Genomic DNA, 16,860 nt, shown 5'->3' with positions numbered 1-16,860 from the left:
CCGTCCGGTCCAGCATGAGTCGTGGATCGGCCATGGGATCGACCCGGGATCTCCCGTGGAAGCACCCGTGGAAGCCCTCGTGGAAGGGGGGCATGGGACCCGCCAGGGGTTCCGCCGATGGGGCCGGACGGAAGGCGCGATGATGAACGACACGGTGGTAACGGTGGTGGGGAATGTCGCCACGGGGGTGGAATTCCGGGAGTCGGCCACGGGCGGGGTGGCGCGGTTCAGGTTCGCGGTGTCCCCGCGCCGCTGGGACCGGCGGCGCGGGGACTGGGGCGACGGGCCGACGAGCTTCTACACGGTGTGGGCGTGGCGGACGCTGGGGGCGAATCTGGCGGCCTCGGTGGCGGTCGGTGAGCCGCTGGTGGTGCACGGCCGGCTGCGGGTGCGGGAGGAGGAGAAGGACGGCCGGCGCTGGACGTCGGTGGACATCGACGCGGTGGCGGTCGGACACGATCTGACGCGCGGGACTTCGGCGTTCAGGCGCGCGACCAGGAAACCCGCTGCTCTGACACAGGGTCATGACGCGGTGACACGGGGCCAGGGGGCGGCCCGGGCGGCCGGGGCTCCCGGCCCGGAGCCCTCGGACGGGCTGCCGGACGAGCCGCCGGGTACGCCCCCGGACACGTTCGCGGCCGCCTCTTCGGCATCGTCTTCGGATGCCTCTTGGGACGTCTCCTCGGACAGGGCCTCCTCGGACAGGGCCTCCTCGGACAGGGCCTCCTCGGACAGGGCTTCCTCGGACAGGGTGTCCGTCCTGCCGTTCGGACTGCCGTCCGACGCTTCCCCCGAGCCCGTCCCCGGCGGGCCTCCCGGTCCCGTGCCGACCGGGGTGCTCGCCGCCGGCGGAGCGCCGACCGGCCCCGCCTGAGAGGGAGTTGTGGAGATTTATCGATATTCGTGGCGCTGTTCCGGGACGCTGTCAGGAGATCGATAACGATTGCGATTCGGAACGGTTATCCGGGCGTATGGGCGGCGATCTGCGCTTCTTCCCGTCCATAGGATTCGCGAGTACTCACGGGGCACTTGAGTCTGCTGGCGAGGCCCACCCCCCACGCGTTCGCACGCGAGAGACCTCGCCCGAAGGGGAATTCTGTGTTTTCTGCGATATCTGCGTCATCCGTACGGAAGCGAGGCGCCGCCCGTCTCGTCGCCGCGGTTCTCGTCTCCGGCCTGATGGCGGCGGGATCGCTGACGGGCGCCGGCTCCGCCGCGGCCGACGAGGCGCCGCTCCACGCGGGGGGCGCCGCGGCCACCCTCGACGGGCTGAAGACCTTCGACGGCGCCGTGCTCCACGCGGACGGCAAGGACCAGCAGCTGGACGCCGGGCTGTTCGAGATGACCGTCGACGGCGGCGGCAAGCTCAAGACGTACTGCATCGACATCCACAACCCGACGCAGGACCAGGCCAAGTACCTGGAGACGCCCTGGGACCAGACCTCGCTCGGCGTCAACAAGAACGCCGGCCGGATCCGGTGGATCCTTCAGCACTCCTACCCGCAGATAGACGACCTCGCGGCCCTGGCCAAGAGCGCGGGCACCGGACCGCTCACCGAGAGGACGGCCGCGGCCGGCACCCAGGTGGCGATCTGGCGCTACTCGGACGGCGCGGACGTCGACGCGAGCGACGCCGCCGCCGAGAAGCTCGCCGACTGGCTGGAGAAGAGCGCGCAGAACTCCGCCGAGCCCAGGGCCTCGCTCACCCTGGAGCCCGCCGCGGTCTCCGGCAAGCCGGGCGAGCGGCTCGGTCCCGTCACGGTCCGTACGGACGCCACCGGCGTGGCCGTGACCCCGCCCGCCGACGCCGCGGCCAGCGGCATCGGGATCACGGACAAGGACGGCGAGCCGGTCACCACGGCCGTCGACGGCACGGAGCTGTACTTCGACGTGCCGACCGACACCGCAGACGGCAGCGCCACGCTCGGTGTGCAGGCCACCACCTCGGTGCCGGTCGGCCGCGCCTTCGCCGGTGTGACCAAGAGCCAGACGCAGATCCTGGCCGGCTCCAGCGACTCCACCGTCTCCGCCACGGCCACCGCCAACTGGGCCGAGCAGGGCCCGATCCCCTCGGCCACCGCGCGGAAGAACTGCGCCGAGGGCGGCGTCGACATCACCGCGACCAACCAGGGCGACCAGGTGTTCACCTTCGAACTGGCCGGCACCCAGCACTCCGTCGTGCCCGGCGGGTCCACGACCGTGACCGTCCCGGTCGCCGAGGACGAGGCGTACAGCCTCACCGTCACCGGCCCGGACGGGTTCTCGCGGACGTTCAGCGGCGTCCTGGACTGCGAGACGACGGGCACCACCGAGGTCGTCACCCAGCAGGAGTCCTCCCAGCCCCTCCCGGCCTCGGCCGGCGGTTCCGCGCAGGGTTCCGTCGAAAGCGCCGACGCCGACGGCGGAACGGTCACGGGTGACCTGGCCGAGACCGGCTCCTCCAGCGCCACCCCGGTCATCGCGGGCGTCGCCATCGCCCTCGTCGTCCTCGGCGGCGGCGCCGTCTTCCTCCTCCGCAGGAAGAAGAATTCGGCCGCCGGAGAGTGATCCCGCGGCCCGCGAACGGCCCACGGACACCACGGAAACCACGGACACAGAGTCAGTGAGGCACCGCGCCCAGTGACCCGGTGCAGGCAGGGCCCCCGGAGCGCATCGACGCACCGGGGGCCCCGCCGCGTCCCGGACGACCGGCGGCGGGACACCAAGCGGCCGGGAAACGCCCCCGCCGCCCACCCGGAGCAGGCCGCGGCCCCTCGCTGGTTTCCATCGAGGGATGGACGTCAGGCAAGATGGGGTGTATCTGCCCTCACGCGGCGGAGCCGCACATTGGCCCTTCTCGATTGCCGGACGGTTTCTCTTGGCTGAGTACATCTACACGATGCGCAAGGCGCGTAAGGCGCACGGCGACAAGGTCATCCTCGATGACGTGACGCAGAGCTTCTTGCCGGGCGCGAAGATCGGTGTGGTGGGACCCAACGGCGCGGGAAAGTCCACCATCCTGAAGATCATGGCCGGTCTGGAGCAGCCGTCCAACGGTGACGCGTTCCTCTCCCCGGGCTACACCGTCGGCATGCTCCTCCAGGAGCCGGAGCTCGACGAGTCCAAGACGGTGCTCCAGAACGTCCAGGACGGCGCCGCCGAGCTGATGGGCAAGCTCAACCGCTTCAACGAAGTGGCCGAGCTGATGGCGACCGACTACTCGGACGCCCTCATGGAGGAGATGGGCAAGCTCCAGGAGGACCTCGACCACGCCAACGCGTGGGACCTGGACACCCAGCTCGAACAGGCCATGGACGCGCTCGGCTGCCCCCCCGGCGACTGGCCCGTCACCAACCTCTCCGGTGGTGAGCGCCGCCGCGTGGCCCTGTGCAAGCTCCTCCTCGAAGCGCCCGACCTGCTGCTCCTCGACGAGCCCACCAACCACCTGGACGCCGAGTCCGTGCAGTGGCTGGAGCAGCACCTCGCCAAGTACCCCGGCACCATCGTCGCCGTCACCCACGACCGGTACTTCCTCGACAACGTCGCCGGATGGATCTGCGAGGTCGACCGCGGCCGTCTCCACGGCTACGAGGGCAACTACTCCAAGTACCTGGAGACCAAGCAGACCCGCCTCAAGGTCGAGGGCCAGAAGGACGTCAAGCGGGCCAAGAGGCTCAAGGACGAGCTGGAATGGGTCCGCTCCAACGCGAAGGGGCGCCAGGCCAAGTCCAAGGCCAGGCTCGCCCGTTACGAGGAGATGGCCGCCGAGGCCGACAAGATGCGGAAGCTGGACTTCGAGGAGATCCAGATCCCGCCGGGCCCCCGGCTCGGCAGTGTCGTCGTCGAGGTGGAGCACCTGTCCAAGGCGTTCGGCGACAAGGTCCTCATCGACGACCTGTCGTTCTCGCTGCCGCGCAACGGCATCGTCGGCGTCATCGGCCCGAACGGCGCCGGCAAGACGACCCTGTTCAAGATGATCCAGGGCTTCGAGGAGCCGGACTCCGGCACCATCAAGGTCGGCGACACCGTCAAGATCAGCTACGTCGACCAGGGCCGCGGCAACATCGACCCGAAGAAGTCGCTGTGGGCCGTCGTCTCCGACGAGCTGGACTACATCAACGTCGGCCAGGTCGAGATGCCCTCGCGCGCCTACGTCTCCGCCTTCGGCTTCAAGGGCCCGGACCAGCAGAAGCCGGCCGGAGTGCTCTCCGGCGGTGAGCGCAACCGCCTCAACCTGGCGCTGACCCTCAAGCAGGGCGGCAACCTGCTGCTCCTCGACGAGCCGACCAACGACCTCGACGTCGAGACCCTGTCGTCGCTGGAGAACGCGCTGCTGGAGTTCCCGGGCGCGGCCGTGGTCGTCTCCCACGACCGGTGGTTCCTCGACCGCGTCGCCACGCACATCCTGGCGTACGAGGGCGACTCCCGGTGGTTCTGGTTCGAGGGCAACTACGACTCGTACGAGAAGAACAAGGTCGAGCGGCTCGGCGCCGACGCCGCCCGCCCGCACCGTGCCACCTACAAGAAGCTCACGCGAGGCTGAGTCGGATGGCCCGTCATACCTACAGCTGCCCGCTGCGCTGGTCGGACATGGACGCCTTCGGGCACGTCAACAACGCGGTCTTCATCAGCTACCTCGAAGAGGCCCGCATCGACTTCATGTTCCGGCTGGCGCCGGGGGACGGCTCGCCGTCCTTCTCCGGCGGCTCCGTGATCGCCCGGCACGAGATCGACTACAAGCTGCCGCTGGTCCACCGGCACGAGCCGGTGGTCATCGAGAGCTGGGTGACGAAGATCAACGCGGCGTCGCTGACGATCGCGTACGAGATCAAGGACGGGGACCAGGTGTACGTGCGGGCCTCGACCGTCGTCGTGCCGTACGACCTGGAGGCGGCCAGGCCCCGGCGGATCACGGCCGAGGAGAAGTCCTACCTCCTGCACTACATGGACGACGAAACGGGTGCTGTCGCGGCATGACGGCGCCCATGCAGTCACTGGAGTTCGCCGACGCGAGGGAGGCCGCCGACCTCGGCGCCTTCCTCGCCCGGCTGATCCACTACGACCGTGCCGCCGCGGTCCGGCTCCAGGCGGGCGACGGCGCGCTCGCCGTCTTCGGCCGGCCCGCGTCCTTCGAGGTGCTGGCCATCCGCACGGCCCGGCTCGCCGCGCCCGGGCCGCTCCGCCTGGACATCACGGTCTCCGCCGGGGAACTCCTCGAATCCCTCGACGAACCGGCGGGCAGCGCCGTCGTACCCGACGCCGTCACCGGCCCCCCGTGGGCCGGGGTGCTGCCGCCGCGCGGCGGCTGGCGGCAGCGGGCCGGGCTGCCGGACGAGGAGACGGTACGCGGTGCGCTGGCCGCCGCCGTCGCCGAGTTCCGGGCCCGCGACGAGCGGCTGACACCGGAGACCAGGACCCGGGCCGAGCGCGACCGGATCGGCCGCGAGATCTGGTCACGGACCCTGGGCGACACCGGTCTGCCGCTGCGCGCCGTGCACGCGGCCCAGTCGCTGGGATTCCTGCGGCCCGTACGGGCCGGTGTGCCGGCCGGCGCCGCGCCGCCCGAGGAACCGCTGGCGCTGCTGGAGTGCGGCGGCTGGCTGCGGCTGCGTACCCCGTACGGCTCGATCGCGGTACGCCGCGCCGGGCTCGGCGGGCTCACCGTCACCCCGGCCTGAGCCCGGCGCCCGCCCGGACCGTCCCCGGCCGCCGCCGGGGACGGTCCGGGCGGGGACTCAGCCCTCGGTGTTCACCATGGAGGCCGCGGCGTAGGTGAGGTAGTTCCACAGCTGCGTCCGGTGCTCCTCGGACAGCTCCTCCTCGTCCACCGCCACCCGCATGTGCTTCAGCCAGGCGTCGTGCGCGGCGCTGTCCACCTTGAACGGCGCGTGCCGCATCCGCAGCCGGGGGTGGCCCCGGTTGTCGCTGTAGGTGCGGGGACCGCCCCAGTACTGCATCAGGAAGAGCGCGAAGCGCTCCTCGGCCGGCCCCAGATCCTCCTCCGGATACATCGGCCGCAGCAGCGGGTCCTCCGCGACCCCCTGGTAGAAGCGGTGAACCAGGCGCCGGAAGGTCGCCTCGCCGCCGACCTGCTCGTAGAAGGTCTGCTCCTGAAGCGTGTCGCGCGGAATGTCATTCACCTGTCCATGGTCTCAGACATACCGGCGGAGGACCGAGGCCCTAGGACCGGCGGCCCTGCCCGCCCGGCCCCGCGTGGTGGCTTTCCGGCCGCCGACCCAGGACAGTGGGAATATGGGCGCACATCGGTACGAACCGTACGGTCCTGACGACCCGGCCGCCGCCGAGGCCCGCGCCGCGCTCGTCGCGGAGATCGCGGCGACCGGCGCGCTCGGCGACCCCGCCTGGCGGGCGGCGTTCGAAGAGGTGCCGCGCCATGTCTTCGTGCCGTACTACTTCGTCAGCCGTCCCGGCGGCTACGACCGGCTCTGGAGCGGCGACCCCGAGCCCGCGCGGCGGGCGCGCTGGCTGCGGGGCGCGTACGCGGACGGGCCGCTCGCGATCCGGGTGCGCGACGGCGAGCTGATCTCGTCCAGCAGCCAGCCCTCGCTGATGGCCACCATGCTCGCCGAGCTGGACGTGCGGGACGGGGACCGGGTCCTGGAGATCGGCGCGGGCAGCGGCTACAACGCCGCCCTGCTCGCCCACCGGCTGGGCGACGCCCTGGTCACCACCGTCGATCTGGACCCGGAGATCACCGAGTCCGCCCGCTCCCATCTCGCGACGGCCGGCTACCGGCCCGCCGTCGTGACCGGCGACGGCGCGCGGGGCTGCCCCCGGCGGGCGCCGTTCGACCGGATCATCGCGACCTGCACCCTGCCGTCGGTGCCGGTGAGCTGGCTCGCGCAGTGCCGGCCGGGCGCCCTGATCCTGGCCCCGCTCGCCACCGGACTGATCGTCCTGCGGGTCGGCGCGGGCGACCACGACGGTGTCGGCGCCGGGGGCACGCCGTGCGCGGAAGGACACTTCCTGCCCACCCCCGCCTACTTCGTACCGCTGCGGGGGGTGCCGGGGGCCGACCAGGACACGCGGCACCCCGTCGGCGGAAAGCCGGCCCAGGCCGGCGGGAACGAACTCTTCCGCTTTCTGCTGACCCTGACCGCCAACAGCCTCGACCCGCACGAGGCGCTGGCCCTCTGGCGGCGCGAGCGCCGTCCGGGCCGGGAGAGATTCGGCGTCACGGTCGCCGGGGACCGCCAGTGGGCCTGGCTGGACGACCCGACGGGACCGTACACCTGGCCCCTGAACGGGCGCGGCACGTCCTAGGACGTACCTGCCCCGGGACGGCGGAAGCCGGGTGAAAAGGTCCTAACCGCGCCGGATGGTGATCGTCGTCCAGGCACCGACATGCACCCGGTCGCCGTCCTTGAGCGGGACCGGGACATACGGCTGTATCGGGTCCTCCGCGCCGTTCAGCGTGGTGCCGTTGGTCGAGTTCTGGTCGACCACCGACCAGCTGCCGTCCGGCTGGTGGACCAGGACCGCGTGCTGGTGCGAGACGCCCGGGTCCTCCGGCGGCACCGACAGGTCGATGTCGGGGGACTCGCCGGTGGAGTGCCGGCGGCGGCCGATCGCCACCTGGCTGCCGGACAGCGGGAGGCGCTGCTCCGGGGAGTACGCCGGGAGGTTCAGCCCGGTCGCCTCCGGGCCGCTGCGCTGCATCATCGCCATGAAGTAGTCACGGTCCGGTCCGATGACCGCCGTCCAGCCCGTCGGCGACGACAGCGGCTGGTACGGCTGCGGGGGCTCGGACTGCTGAGCGCCCTGCGCCGAACCCTGCTGGGACCCCTGCGGCGACTGGTGCTGCTGGGACTGGTAGGGCGCCTGGCCCTGCGCCGAACCGGGCGGCGGCAGCATCCAGTCGTCCTCGCCCGTCCTGGGCCGCGCCGGGGCGGGCGGCTGCTGGAAGGACGGCGGGGCCGACTGGCCCGCCTGCTGCTGGTACGGCGGCGGAGGCGGCGGGCCCTGCCGGTGCGTGTCCTGCCCGTACCGCCCCTGCGCGCCCTGCCCTGGTCCCTGTCCTGGGCCCTGTCCGTACAACCCCTGTGACCCCTGGCCGCGCGGGTCCTGCTCCGCGACCGGCTCGGAGGCCAGCGGCTCGGCGGGCCGGTTCAGCCGGGAAGGGCGCGAACCCTGGTACTCGTACGGGTCGGCCGACCGGGGCGGCTGCTGCGCCTGGAACCCGGGCGGCAGGTTCAGCCCGGGTGCGGGCCCGCCGGGCGGGCCGCCGGGGCGTGCGCCACCGGGCACCGGGTGCTGCGGGGCCAGCGGGGTGTACGACGTCGCCGTGTTCGTCAGGAAGTTCCACCGGCACTCCTCGCAGAACGGAGCCATCGGCTCGCGCGGGGTGCGGCACTGCGGGCACAGCTCGGCCCGGGCCGGGGCGTCCTGACCGGCGCCGGGGCCCGGCGGGTATCCGTAGCCGGGGGCGGGGGGAGGCGACGGTACGGCGCCCGCGGGAGCGCCAGGACCGGCCATGCGATGGCCGCAGACCTCGCACCAGTCTTCGGAACCCGACTGGTGTCCGTTCGGGCAGGTCGGCATGTCGGCGCTTCCCCCTCTCCTCGTCCGGCCCGGAGGCCGTCGTTCTTCGCTGCTGTTTCCGGCTGCCGCCGGCTACTGCTTCTTCACGCGGACGGTCTTCGTCGACCGTGTTTCCAGGGTCATCTCGTCCGCATCCGCGACTTTCGCCTTCAGTCGCACAGTACCTGTCGCCGCGTCGACGACGTCCACCACCTTCGAAAGCAGTTTCGCGGTATCCGCGTTCCCCGACGAGGCGGCGAGCTGCACGGCGCGCCCCAGCTTCGCCGTCGCACCGTCGAAATCCCCCGACTTGCGGGCGTTGAGGCCCTGTTGAATGACCTGCGCCAGTTCGGCCTGGCCCGTGTAGTGCGCGACCTGCGGGTTGATGGTGGTGGAGGCGGCCAGATCGTCCGTCCACACCGCCCGCACCAGCCCCTGCGACAGCACCTCGGGCGGGCCGTCTCCCGGCACCGGAAGGATCAGCGAGATCCGTGCCGCCAGCATCTCCCGGCCGATGCCGGCCTCGGGAACCCGCACACAGATGTGGTAGTCGCGCGACTCGTCGCCCCAGGAACCGGTCGGATAGTCCCCGGCGCGCGGTCCGGCCTCCGTACGCCGCTGCGTCAGCTCCTCCACCGTGGGCGCCACCTGCTTGACGAAGCCGATCTCCACCCCGACCGGCGTCCACATCCGCAGCGCCACATCCGCGACCTCCTTGCCCATCGCGTTCTCCATCATCCGCGTGAAGTCCTCGGCCAGACCCGCCGGATCGGCCACGATGTCGGCGCTCCCGAGCAGCGCCGAGGCGATGGCGGTGACCTCCTTGACCTCCCAGTCCGTGCCGACTCCCCGGGCATCACAGGTGAACCGGCCCGCGCACGCGTCCAGCGCGGCCTTCAGGTCCTCCGCCGACTCGTGCTCGTTACGGCCGTCGGTCAGCAGGATCCCGTGCCGGATGGCGACATCGGCAGAGGCCAGCAGCCGGTCGGTGAGCCGCAGCCAGGTGCCGATCGCCGTACCGCCGCCCGCGCTGAGCCGGCGCAGGGCGTCCTTGGCCTCCGCCCGGGTCCGCCCGTCGGCGACCGCGAGCCCTCCGCCGCGCGGGTACACCTCCCGCGCCACATGCGTACCGGCGACGATCGCGAAGGCGACGCCGTCGCGCAGGGTGTCGACCGCCGCTGCCGTGGCGTCCCGCGCGTTGCGCATCTTCGTCGGCGGGTAGTCCATCGAGCCCGAACAGTCGACCATGATCACCACAGCGGCGTTCCGGTCGCCGGCCGGCGCGGAGTTCCCGGCCGGGGAGGCTCCCGACGGCGCCACACCCCCGGTGGTGCCGCCGCCCGTGGAGGTGACCGTGACGATCGCGTTGACCTCGCGCCCGCCCTCCGGCAGATATTCGTTCTGGTACACGTCCACGGCGAACCGCGGCACGCTCGACTTCGAGAAGTTCGCCATCTCTATCGGCTCCTTGACGCTCCACACTGGGGAGACACAGAACGGGATTGCGGTGGAACGGCCCCGGGGCGCCGCTCGGCGCCGGGCGCCGCTCACGGCGTGCGGCGGTCGGATCCTGCCCCTCGTGGCTCGACGGCGAACGGCAGCACGGCCACCGTTACGTTGTCGTGGCCCCCGCCGTCGAGCGCGTGCCCGACCAGGACCCGCGCCGCGTGCAGCGGGCGGAGCGCCGCGTCGGCGGGCAGGGCGCGCGCCATCTCGTCCACGCCTTCCGCGTAGTTCCACAGGCCGTCCGTGCAGACCAGCACGACACCCGGCCGGTCCGGCTTGAACGACGCGGTGTGCGGCTCCACTTCGTACGCGTCGGCGCCGAGCCAGCCCGTGATGGCGTGCGCGCGCTCGTCCGCGTACGCCTCCGCCTCGTTCATCAGCCCCGCCGCCACCATCTGGGCGGCCCACGAGTCGTCCTCGGTGAGCCGGGCGGGCGGGCCCCCGCGGTCGTCCGGCACCCAGTACACCCTGCTGTCCCCGATCCAGCCGACCACCAGCAGTCCGTTCGCCACCACGGCGCTGACGATCGTGCAGGCCGGGGCGTTCTGATGGCGGTGCGGGTCGTGTCCGGGGGTGCCGGGGCGCACCTCGGCCAGGGAGTTGACCGACTCGGCGGCGGCGAGGATCGACTCGTGCATCGCCTGCTGCGGATGCGTACCGCGCTCCAGGGCGGCGAGCAGATACTCGTTGGCGGCGGAGGCGGCGGCGGCGGACGCCTCGTCCGGACGGGTCGCCGACGACACGCCGTCGCAGACCACGGCGACCACGGCGGGCGAGCCGTCCGGCAGCGCGGCGGTCGACACGGCGAACGCGTCCTCGTTGCGGTGGTGACGCAGCCCGCGGTCGCTGACGGCGGCCACCGCGCCGAGTTCCCGCTCGACGTGGTCGCGCTCGCGCGGCTGGGCGTGGCCGCAGTTCTCGCAGTAGCCGTCCGGGTCGACCTGCCCGGCGCGGCAGGCGACACAGAGCTTGGAGCCGGCCGGCGGCGTCGCCCCGGGGGCGGCGGTACGCGGATCGGCGGAAACGGCGGCGGGCACCGCCGCCGGGGCGGGCAGCTCGAAGTCACCCGTGTGCGGCCCGATCCGGGTCCCGGCCGAGTCCAGGCCCGGCACCTCGTCCGGCAGATGGGCGGGTACGGGGGTGCCCGAGCCGTCCTTCCCGGTGACCGCAGGCCAATGCGCCCCGGCGGCCGGCTCCCGCTGCCCCGCCCGCTCCTGTCCCGGCGGCTGCGGCTGCGGCTGGGGCTCCGGCTGGGGCGGTGGCTGCGGCGGGCTGTTCATGACCAAGGTGGGACGGTCATCGGGGCGCGGCGGCACGGCCGACAGGTCGTATCCGCACACACCGCAGAACAGATCGCCGGACTCCAGCGGCTCGGTGCAGCCGGGGCAGTTCGGCACCGCGGCCGACCCGTGGTTCTGGGACATCAATCACACCCACGTCCGAGGGCGGAAACGGTTGGCCCGCTCCACCAGTTCGATCCTCTCCTCGCCGCGCTGAGCGAGCCGGGCAAGCACCCGGTACGAGCGTTCCAGGCCGAAACGCAGTCCGCGCTCGTCCAGTTCACTGCCGAGCAGTACGGCCTGCGCGGGCCGCACCCCGGGACTACCGGAGAGTACCCAGTCCAGCGCCGTGCCCAGTACCTCCGTCGACAGCTGCTCACGCCGCACCGCGTCCAGATCGAACTGCCGGAGCGCGGCGACCTGGTGCGCCGCCGCCGTCAGATCGTCTATGAGCGCGGGCTCCGGCGCCGACCCGGGGGAGAGGGCGCCGGATGCGGAGGACGACGGTACGCCGCGCTGCCGCAGCCGCGCCCGTACGGCCGCGACCCTGGCCGCCGTGTAGTGGATCGACGCCTCGGGCACGGACTCCAGGGCGTGTACCGCGCCGGCCCGGTCACCCGCGGCCAGCCGCACCCGGGCCAGCCCGAACGCGGCGCTGACATAGCCCGGATCCGTCGTCCAGACCAGGCGGTAGTACTCGGCGGCGTTGTCCAGCTGACCCAGCACCTCGGCACAGACACCCAGCGCCAGCTTCGGGGTCGGCTCACCGGGGAACGCGTCGTAGACGGCGTCGAAGGAGAGCGCCGCGGTCTCGTGGTCACCCGTCGCCAGCGAGGTGACACCCCGGTACCAGACCACCCGCCAGTCGTCGGCGTTCCGCTCCTCCAGGAAGTGCAGCACCTCGGCCGCCGTGGCCGGTTCGTCCATCTCCAGACGGGCGCGCAGCTCACGCAGCCCCCGCTCCACCGAATCGACGGGGGCGGAGCCCAGCGCGGCGATCAGCTCGGCGGGCGCGGAGGCCATCAGCCCCGCGAGGAAACCGGCGTTCGGATCGTTCGGATCGACCCTCGGTACGGGCAGGGCCAGCGCGGTCGCCCGCGCGTCGAGCTGCGCGAGCCGAGGTCCGCCCGCCGTGCCCACGGACGCCCCGCCGCCGGGAGCCCCGCCGCCGGGAGCCCCGCCGCCGGGAGTCCCGCCGCCGGGAGCCCCACCGACCGCCGGCAGACCCGCGGCTCGCGGCGCCGGGACGCCACCCCGTACGGACGCCTGCCCCGGCGGGTACGGCACGGCCGCCGGATCGAGACCGCCCGTGCCCGGGACCCCGGGCCGCGCGCCCGGCGCCGGAAGGGCCACCGCGCCGGCTCCGGGGAGCGCGCCCGCCCCGGACTCCGCGCCGTCCGGCTTCGCGCGCCGGCCCGGCCTGCCACCGGAGGGCTTCGCCCGCGCGCCCAGCCGGGAGACGTCCTCCGTCAGCTCAGCGAACAGCTCGGTGTCCGTGACCCGCAGCTCGGGGCCGAACAGCGTCGACAGCGCGGGGCGCGGACGGCCCGACTGGAGCGCCACGACCTCGCGCAACACCCCCATCAGCTGCTCCGCCATCTCCTGCGCCGAGGAGAACCGGCGGGCCGGATCGGGGTCCGTCGCCCGCACCAGCAGCCGGTAGAAGGACTCGTACCGGTGGAAGACCTCGATATTGGCCGGGTCGGGCAGCGAGTCCACGAACACATTCGTGTAGCCCTGGAAGTCGAAGGTCAGCACCGCCAGCGTGCGCGCGACCGTGTACAGGTCCGAGGCCACCGAAGGGCCGACCTCGGCGACCTCCGGCGCCTGGTAGCCGACGGTCCCGTAGATCGCGGCCTCGTCGTCGTCCATCCGGCAGACCGCGCCCATGTCTATGAGCTTGAGCTGATTCTCCGTCTGGATCGCGTTGTCGACCTTGAAGTCGCAGTACACCAGGTTCCTGCTGTGCAGATGGCCGAGCGCCTCCAGCGCCTCGATCCCGTACGCGCACGCCTGCTCGACCGGCAGCGGATCGCGTCTGCCGGACGGGGTGCGCCGCTCGTTGGCGATCTCCTTGAGCGACTTGCCGCCGACGTACTCCATGACGATGTAGCCGTCCATGGAACCGGTCCGCTGGTCGAGGTGTTCCACGAAGTTGTAGATGCGGACGATGTTGGAGTGCTCGATCTCCGCGAGGAAGCGCCGCTCGGAGATCGCCGCCTCCATGGCATCCTGGTCACCGGTGTCCAGCAGGCCCTTGAGGACCACCCAGCGGTCCGAGACGGCACGGTCCACGGCGAGATAGATCCAGCCGAGGCCCCCGTGGGCCAGACATCCCATCACCTCGTACTGCCCGTGCACGATGTCGCCCTCGCGCAGCTTCGGCACGAACGAGTACGGGTGGCCGCACTTCGTGCAGAACCCCTCCGTACGCCCGCGACGGCCGCCGCGCGAACGGCCCACCGGCGCCCCGCAGTCGGAGCGCGAGCAGTACCGCTTGCGCTCCGGCACCTCCGGGTTCTCCATGACGGCCGCTCCCGGGTCCGGACGCGGCACGTCCGGTACGGTCACCAGCCCGGCGCCCAGCCGGTTGCGCCCCGATGAGCTCGTGGAGGAACCGGAGCTGCGCACCGACACCGACCGGGACGACAGCTCTCCGGACCGGGTGCGCGAGAGGCGGCCGGAGACCGAGCGCCGGGAGGTGGAGGAGCGCGAGGAGGCGCGGGACGAGGAGCGCGAGGAGTCACCGCTGCCCGAACGGCCCTCCGGGACGCTCCCGGACGCATTGCCCGAGCCACGGCCGGAGCCGGATCCACTGCCGGAGCCCGAGCCGCGACCCGAACCGGGCGACCGGCCCGAGCCGCTGTCTTGGCCGGCCCCGCCGGCGGTGAGGCCGGTGGGCGGCGAGGACAGCGTCCCGTCGGGCGCGACGACGGGGGCCAGACCGCAGGTGTCGCAGAACAGCTCACCGCCGCCCATGTCCTCGTACGAGCCCTCGCAGCCGGGGCGCTGGCATGTGCCCGTCCCGTTGTTCATCCGTCCCCCCGCTCGCTCTCTGTGTTCCGTGCCGTGCGCGCGCGTCCCGCCGCCGCGTATCTGTCCGCCGGGACGCTCACGGCTCACCCCCGGCGCCGGTCGATCCCGGCCGGGGCGGGACCAGGACCTCGGCGGCCGCCTGCTGGTAGCGCAGCACCGCCTGCTCGGCGACGCGCAGATCGCAGGGCGCGCTCCACAGCATCCGGCGCGCCGTGTCGTACCGCTCGATCAGCACCGGGTCCTCGGCCATCCCGTGCCGGGCGACCTTCGCCCTGTACGCGTCGAGCCGCCCGCGCAGCTCCGCCCGGACCGCGAGCGGCGCCGTGACGGCGGTCAACGACGCGCGGGCCCGCAGCAGTTCGTCCTCGGCGTCGCGCTCCAGCGACTCCAGCAGGGGCGAGAGCCGGCTCCACTGGGCGTGCCTGCGGTACTCGGCGGCGGTCGCGAGCCGCTCCTGGAGGGCGGTCGGCGGGCCGCTGACGGCGGGAACCTCGGAGGCCGCGATCTTCGCCAGCACCTCGCCGCGCGCCGACCTGGCCTCGGTGAGGGTACGGTCCGCGCGCGACAGGACGTCACGCAGCCGCATCAGCCGCTCCTCCGAGTCCTGGCGCACCCGCAGCACCGCCTCGATCTCCCGCCGTACCTCCTCCAGGGCCCGCGCCGCCCGGTCGTAACGCTCGGTGTCGGGCCGTCCGCCGCCGGGGGCCGAACTGCCGGACGCGGGGCGCCAGAACGCCAGCGGGTCGGAGATCACCTGCGCGCGCAGCGTGGTCAGTTCATGGGTGATCGACTCCAGGTCGTCGCCCGCCGGATGCTCCCCGGGCCGCACGCCCACCGAGTGCGCCAGCGAGAGGGTGCGCCGCAGCTCCGCCGAGAGCAGGTCGATCCTGGCCGGCAGCGCGGACCACACGGAGTCCGCTGTCACCACCATGTCCAGCGAGGACGCGTACAGCTCGTTCATCCGGGAGACCAGCTCGGCGAGGGTGAAGTGCTCGGAGAGCCTCGCGGGACCGCCCGGGACGGCGGGTGCCGCGCCCCCGGCCACGGTGACTCCGCGCCCGCGCAGGGTCTCCGTCAGCTCCACGAGGTCGTCCCGGCTCGGCCAGCGCCGCCGGGCCCGCGCCTCCCTGGCGCCGGTCAGCGCCGCCGTGTACCCGTCGAAGTACGTCCACAGCAGGGCGATCGCGCCCTCCGCCGCGGCCCAGCGGTCCTTGGTGACACCGGTCAGCTCGGCGCCTTCGAGGAGCCGGCGGCCCGCGTGGTCCTGAAGGGCGAGCAGCGAGGTCTCGATCGCCTCGTGCTCCGCTTCGAGGCGCGCCAGAGCCCGGTCCACCTCGTCCCGGTCCATCGCCGGTCCCGGTGGCCTCCCCGTCGAGTCGGGGAAGGAGCCCGTGCCGCCCATCGATCACCTCTCCGCTTCTCGCGTCCACCCGGTCCCGCAGATCGTCGGCCCACCGGCCCCCGGTCACCGGCCACCGGGGCGGCTCGGCCCTACGGAGCCGCGTACTTGGCCGCCGGCGGTTCCGTGACGCCGGGCAGCCCCTTCTCCAGCCACTTCCTGTACGACCGCATCCAGAGGCTGTCGTCGCCGCCCGCGCGGTAGTCCCGCAGCACCTTGTTCACCCGGGCCATCAGATCCGTGTGGCCCAGCTTGCCCGCGACGCCGTAGTACTCCTTCTGGAACTGGTCCCCGACCCGCTCGATCGCCGGGTCCTGCGCCATCAGCCCGGCCGCGAGCGAGTTGTCCGTCAATATCGCGTCGGCCAGGCCCAGCTGGAGCCTGACCAGGCAGTCCAGCTGATTGGGGACCGACAGCCCCGTTGTCCGGGCGCCGAAACTCTCCACCTTCAGCGTGCTCTCCGCGGTCGACCCGCTCGCCGAGCAGACCCGCTTGCCCCGCAGCGACTCGTCGTAACCCGTGATGTCCGAACCCGTCGGGGCGAGCAGTTGGAGGCCCGTCTCGAAGTAGGCCGTGGAGAAGAGGACCTCGTCCTTCCGCTGACAGTTGATCGACATCGTGCGGACGATCAGGTCGACGGACTCGTCGTTGAGCGCGGGAATCCGCTGACTCGTGGTGATCGCACGGTAGGTGACGGCGTTCGGGTCGCCGAATATCTCCTCGGCGATGGCGTGGACCAGATCGATGTCGAAGCCTTCCAGCTCCTTGGTGAGGGGGTTGCGATAGCCCCACCGGTAGCTGTTCTGGTCGATGCCGACCACCAGCTTGGGCACCTTCCGGGCCTTGATCCTCTTTATGACCTCGCCGTCCATGTCGGACGGCCGGACCGTGCTCTGCTGCGGGTCGCAGTCCTCGGCGGCCACGGGCACGGCGGTGGAGATCCGCTGCGGGGCGGGGGCCGCCGGGTCCTCGCCCACGGTGTGGGACAGCGGGAGCAGCGTCAGAGATCCGGTCAGCACGCAGGCGGCCACCATCGCCATGACACCGCCCCAGCCGCGGAACCCGCCGGACCGGTGGAGCGCGCGGAACCGGCGGAGCCTGTCCATGGACGTCATCACT

Annotated in this window: 13 protein-coding genes; 6 read left to right on the top strand and 7 right to left on the bottom strand. The window is 72.6% G+C overall.

Annotated elements, in window-relative coordinates; all coding sequences use genetic code 11:
* Positions 1-139: 139 nt before the first annotated feature.
* From ACFY6S_RS11275 to ACFY6S_RS11255, 5 genes are all read left to right on the top strand, one after another.
* Positions 140-874, top strand: coding sequence for a single-stranded DNA-binding protein (locus ACFY6S_RS11275; protein WP_388825599.1), 735 nt, complete (start codon positions 140-142; stop codon positions 872-874).
* Positions 875-1,098: 224 nt separating this feature from the next.
* Complete coding sequence (locus tag ACFY6S_RS11270) at positions 1,099-2,547, top strand: LAETG motif-containing sortase-dependent surface protein (RefSeq protein ID WP_388825602.1); 1,449 nt, start codon at positions 1,099-1,101, stop codon at positions 2,545-2,547.
* A 310-nt stretch (positions 2,548-2,857) separates the two neighbouring features.
* Positions 2,858-4,522 (top strand): energy-dependent translational throttle protein EttA, encoded by a 1,665-nt coding sequence (gene ettA / locus ACFY6S_RS11265; RefSeq protein ID WP_388825605.1) that lies wholly within the window; start codon positions 2,858-2,860, stop codon positions 4,520-4,522.
* Positions 4,523-4,527: 5 nt separating this feature from the next.
* Positions 4,528-4,956, top strand: a complete 429-nt coding sequence (locus ACFY6S_RS11260) for an acyl-CoA thioesterase (RefSeq protein WP_388825608.1) — start codon at positions 4,528-4,530, stop codon at positions 4,954-4,956.
* A complete protein-coding gene (locus ACFY6S_RS11255; protein ID WP_388825611.1) occupies positions 4,953-5,657 on the top strand; it encodes a hypothetical protein in 705 nt (234 codons plus the stop codon). The genes ACFY6S_RS11260 and ACFY6S_RS11255 overlap by 4 nt, the downstream gene beginning before the upstream one ends.
* A gap of 57 nt (positions 5,658-5,714) precedes the next feature.
* Here the strand turns inward: ACFY6S_RS11255 and ACFY6S_RS11250 are convergent, their stop codons facing one another.
* Positions 5,715-6,119: a globin gene (locus ACFY6S_RS11250; protein ID WP_388825614.1), complete on the bottom strand. Its 405-nt coding sequence runs from the start codon at positions 6,117-6,119 to the stop codon at positions 5,715-5,717.
* A 112-nt stretch (positions 6,120-6,231) separates the two neighbouring features.
* On the opposite strand from ACFY6S_RS11250, the gene ACFY6S_RS11245 reads away from it, so the two are divergent.
* On the top strand, positions 6,232-7,263 hold the full coding sequence (locus tag ACFY6S_RS11245; protein ID WP_388825617.1) for a methyltransferase domain-containing protein: 1,032 nt from the start codon (positions 6,232-6,234) through the stop codon (positions 7,261-7,263).
* A gap of 42 nt (positions 7,264-7,305) precedes the next feature.
* Here ACFY6S_RS11245 and ACFY6S_RS11240 read toward each other — a convergent pair whose 3' ends face one another.
* From ACFY6S_RS11240 to ACFY6S_RS11215, 6 genes are all read right to left on the bottom strand, one after another.
* Entirely contained in the window at positions 7,306-8,541 is a 1,236-nt protein-coding gene (locus tag ACFY6S_RS11240) for an FHA domain-containing protein (protein ID WP_388825620.1), read from the bottom strand.
* A gap of 72 nt (positions 8,542-8,613) precedes the next feature.
* A complete protein-coding gene (locus ACFY6S_RS11235) occupies positions 8,614-9,975 on the bottom strand; it encodes a VWA domain-containing protein (protein ID WP_388825623.1) in 1,362 nt (453 codons plus the stop codon).
* A gap of 92 nt (positions 9,976-10,067) precedes the next feature.
* Entirely contained in the window at positions 10,068-11,450 is a 1,383-nt protein-coding gene (locus tag ACFY6S_RS11230; protein ID WP_388825626.1) for a PP2C family protein-serine/threonine phosphatase, read from the bottom strand.
* Positions 11,451-11,453: 3 nt separating this feature from the next.
* Positions 11,454-14,342, bottom strand: coding sequence for a tetratricopeptide repeat protein (locus ACFY6S_RS11225; protein WP_388825629.1), 2,889 nt, complete (start codon positions 14,340-14,342; stop codon positions 11,454-11,456).
* Positions 14,343-14,418: 76 nt separating this feature from the next.
* Positions 14,419-15,744: a hypothetical protein gene (locus tag ACFY6S_RS11220; protein ID WP_388825632.1), complete on the bottom strand. Its 1,326-nt coding sequence runs from the start codon at positions 15,742-15,744 to the stop codon at positions 14,419-14,421.
* Positions 15,745-15,833: 89 nt separating this feature from the next.
* On the bottom strand, positions 15,834-16,856 hold the full coding sequence (locus ACFY6S_RS11215) for a glutamate ABC transporter substrate-binding protein (protein ID WP_388825635.1): 1,023 nt from the start codon (positions 16,854-16,856) through the stop codon (positions 15,834-15,836).
* Positions 16,857-16,860: the final 4 nt, after the last annotated feature.

The organism is Streptomyces sp. NPDC012835 (assembly GCF_042900885.1).
GTDB lineage: Bacteria > Actinomycetota > Actinomycetes > Streptomycetales > Streptomycetaceae > Streptomyces.
This window is presented reverse-complemented; position numbering and strand designations above follow the sequence as displayed.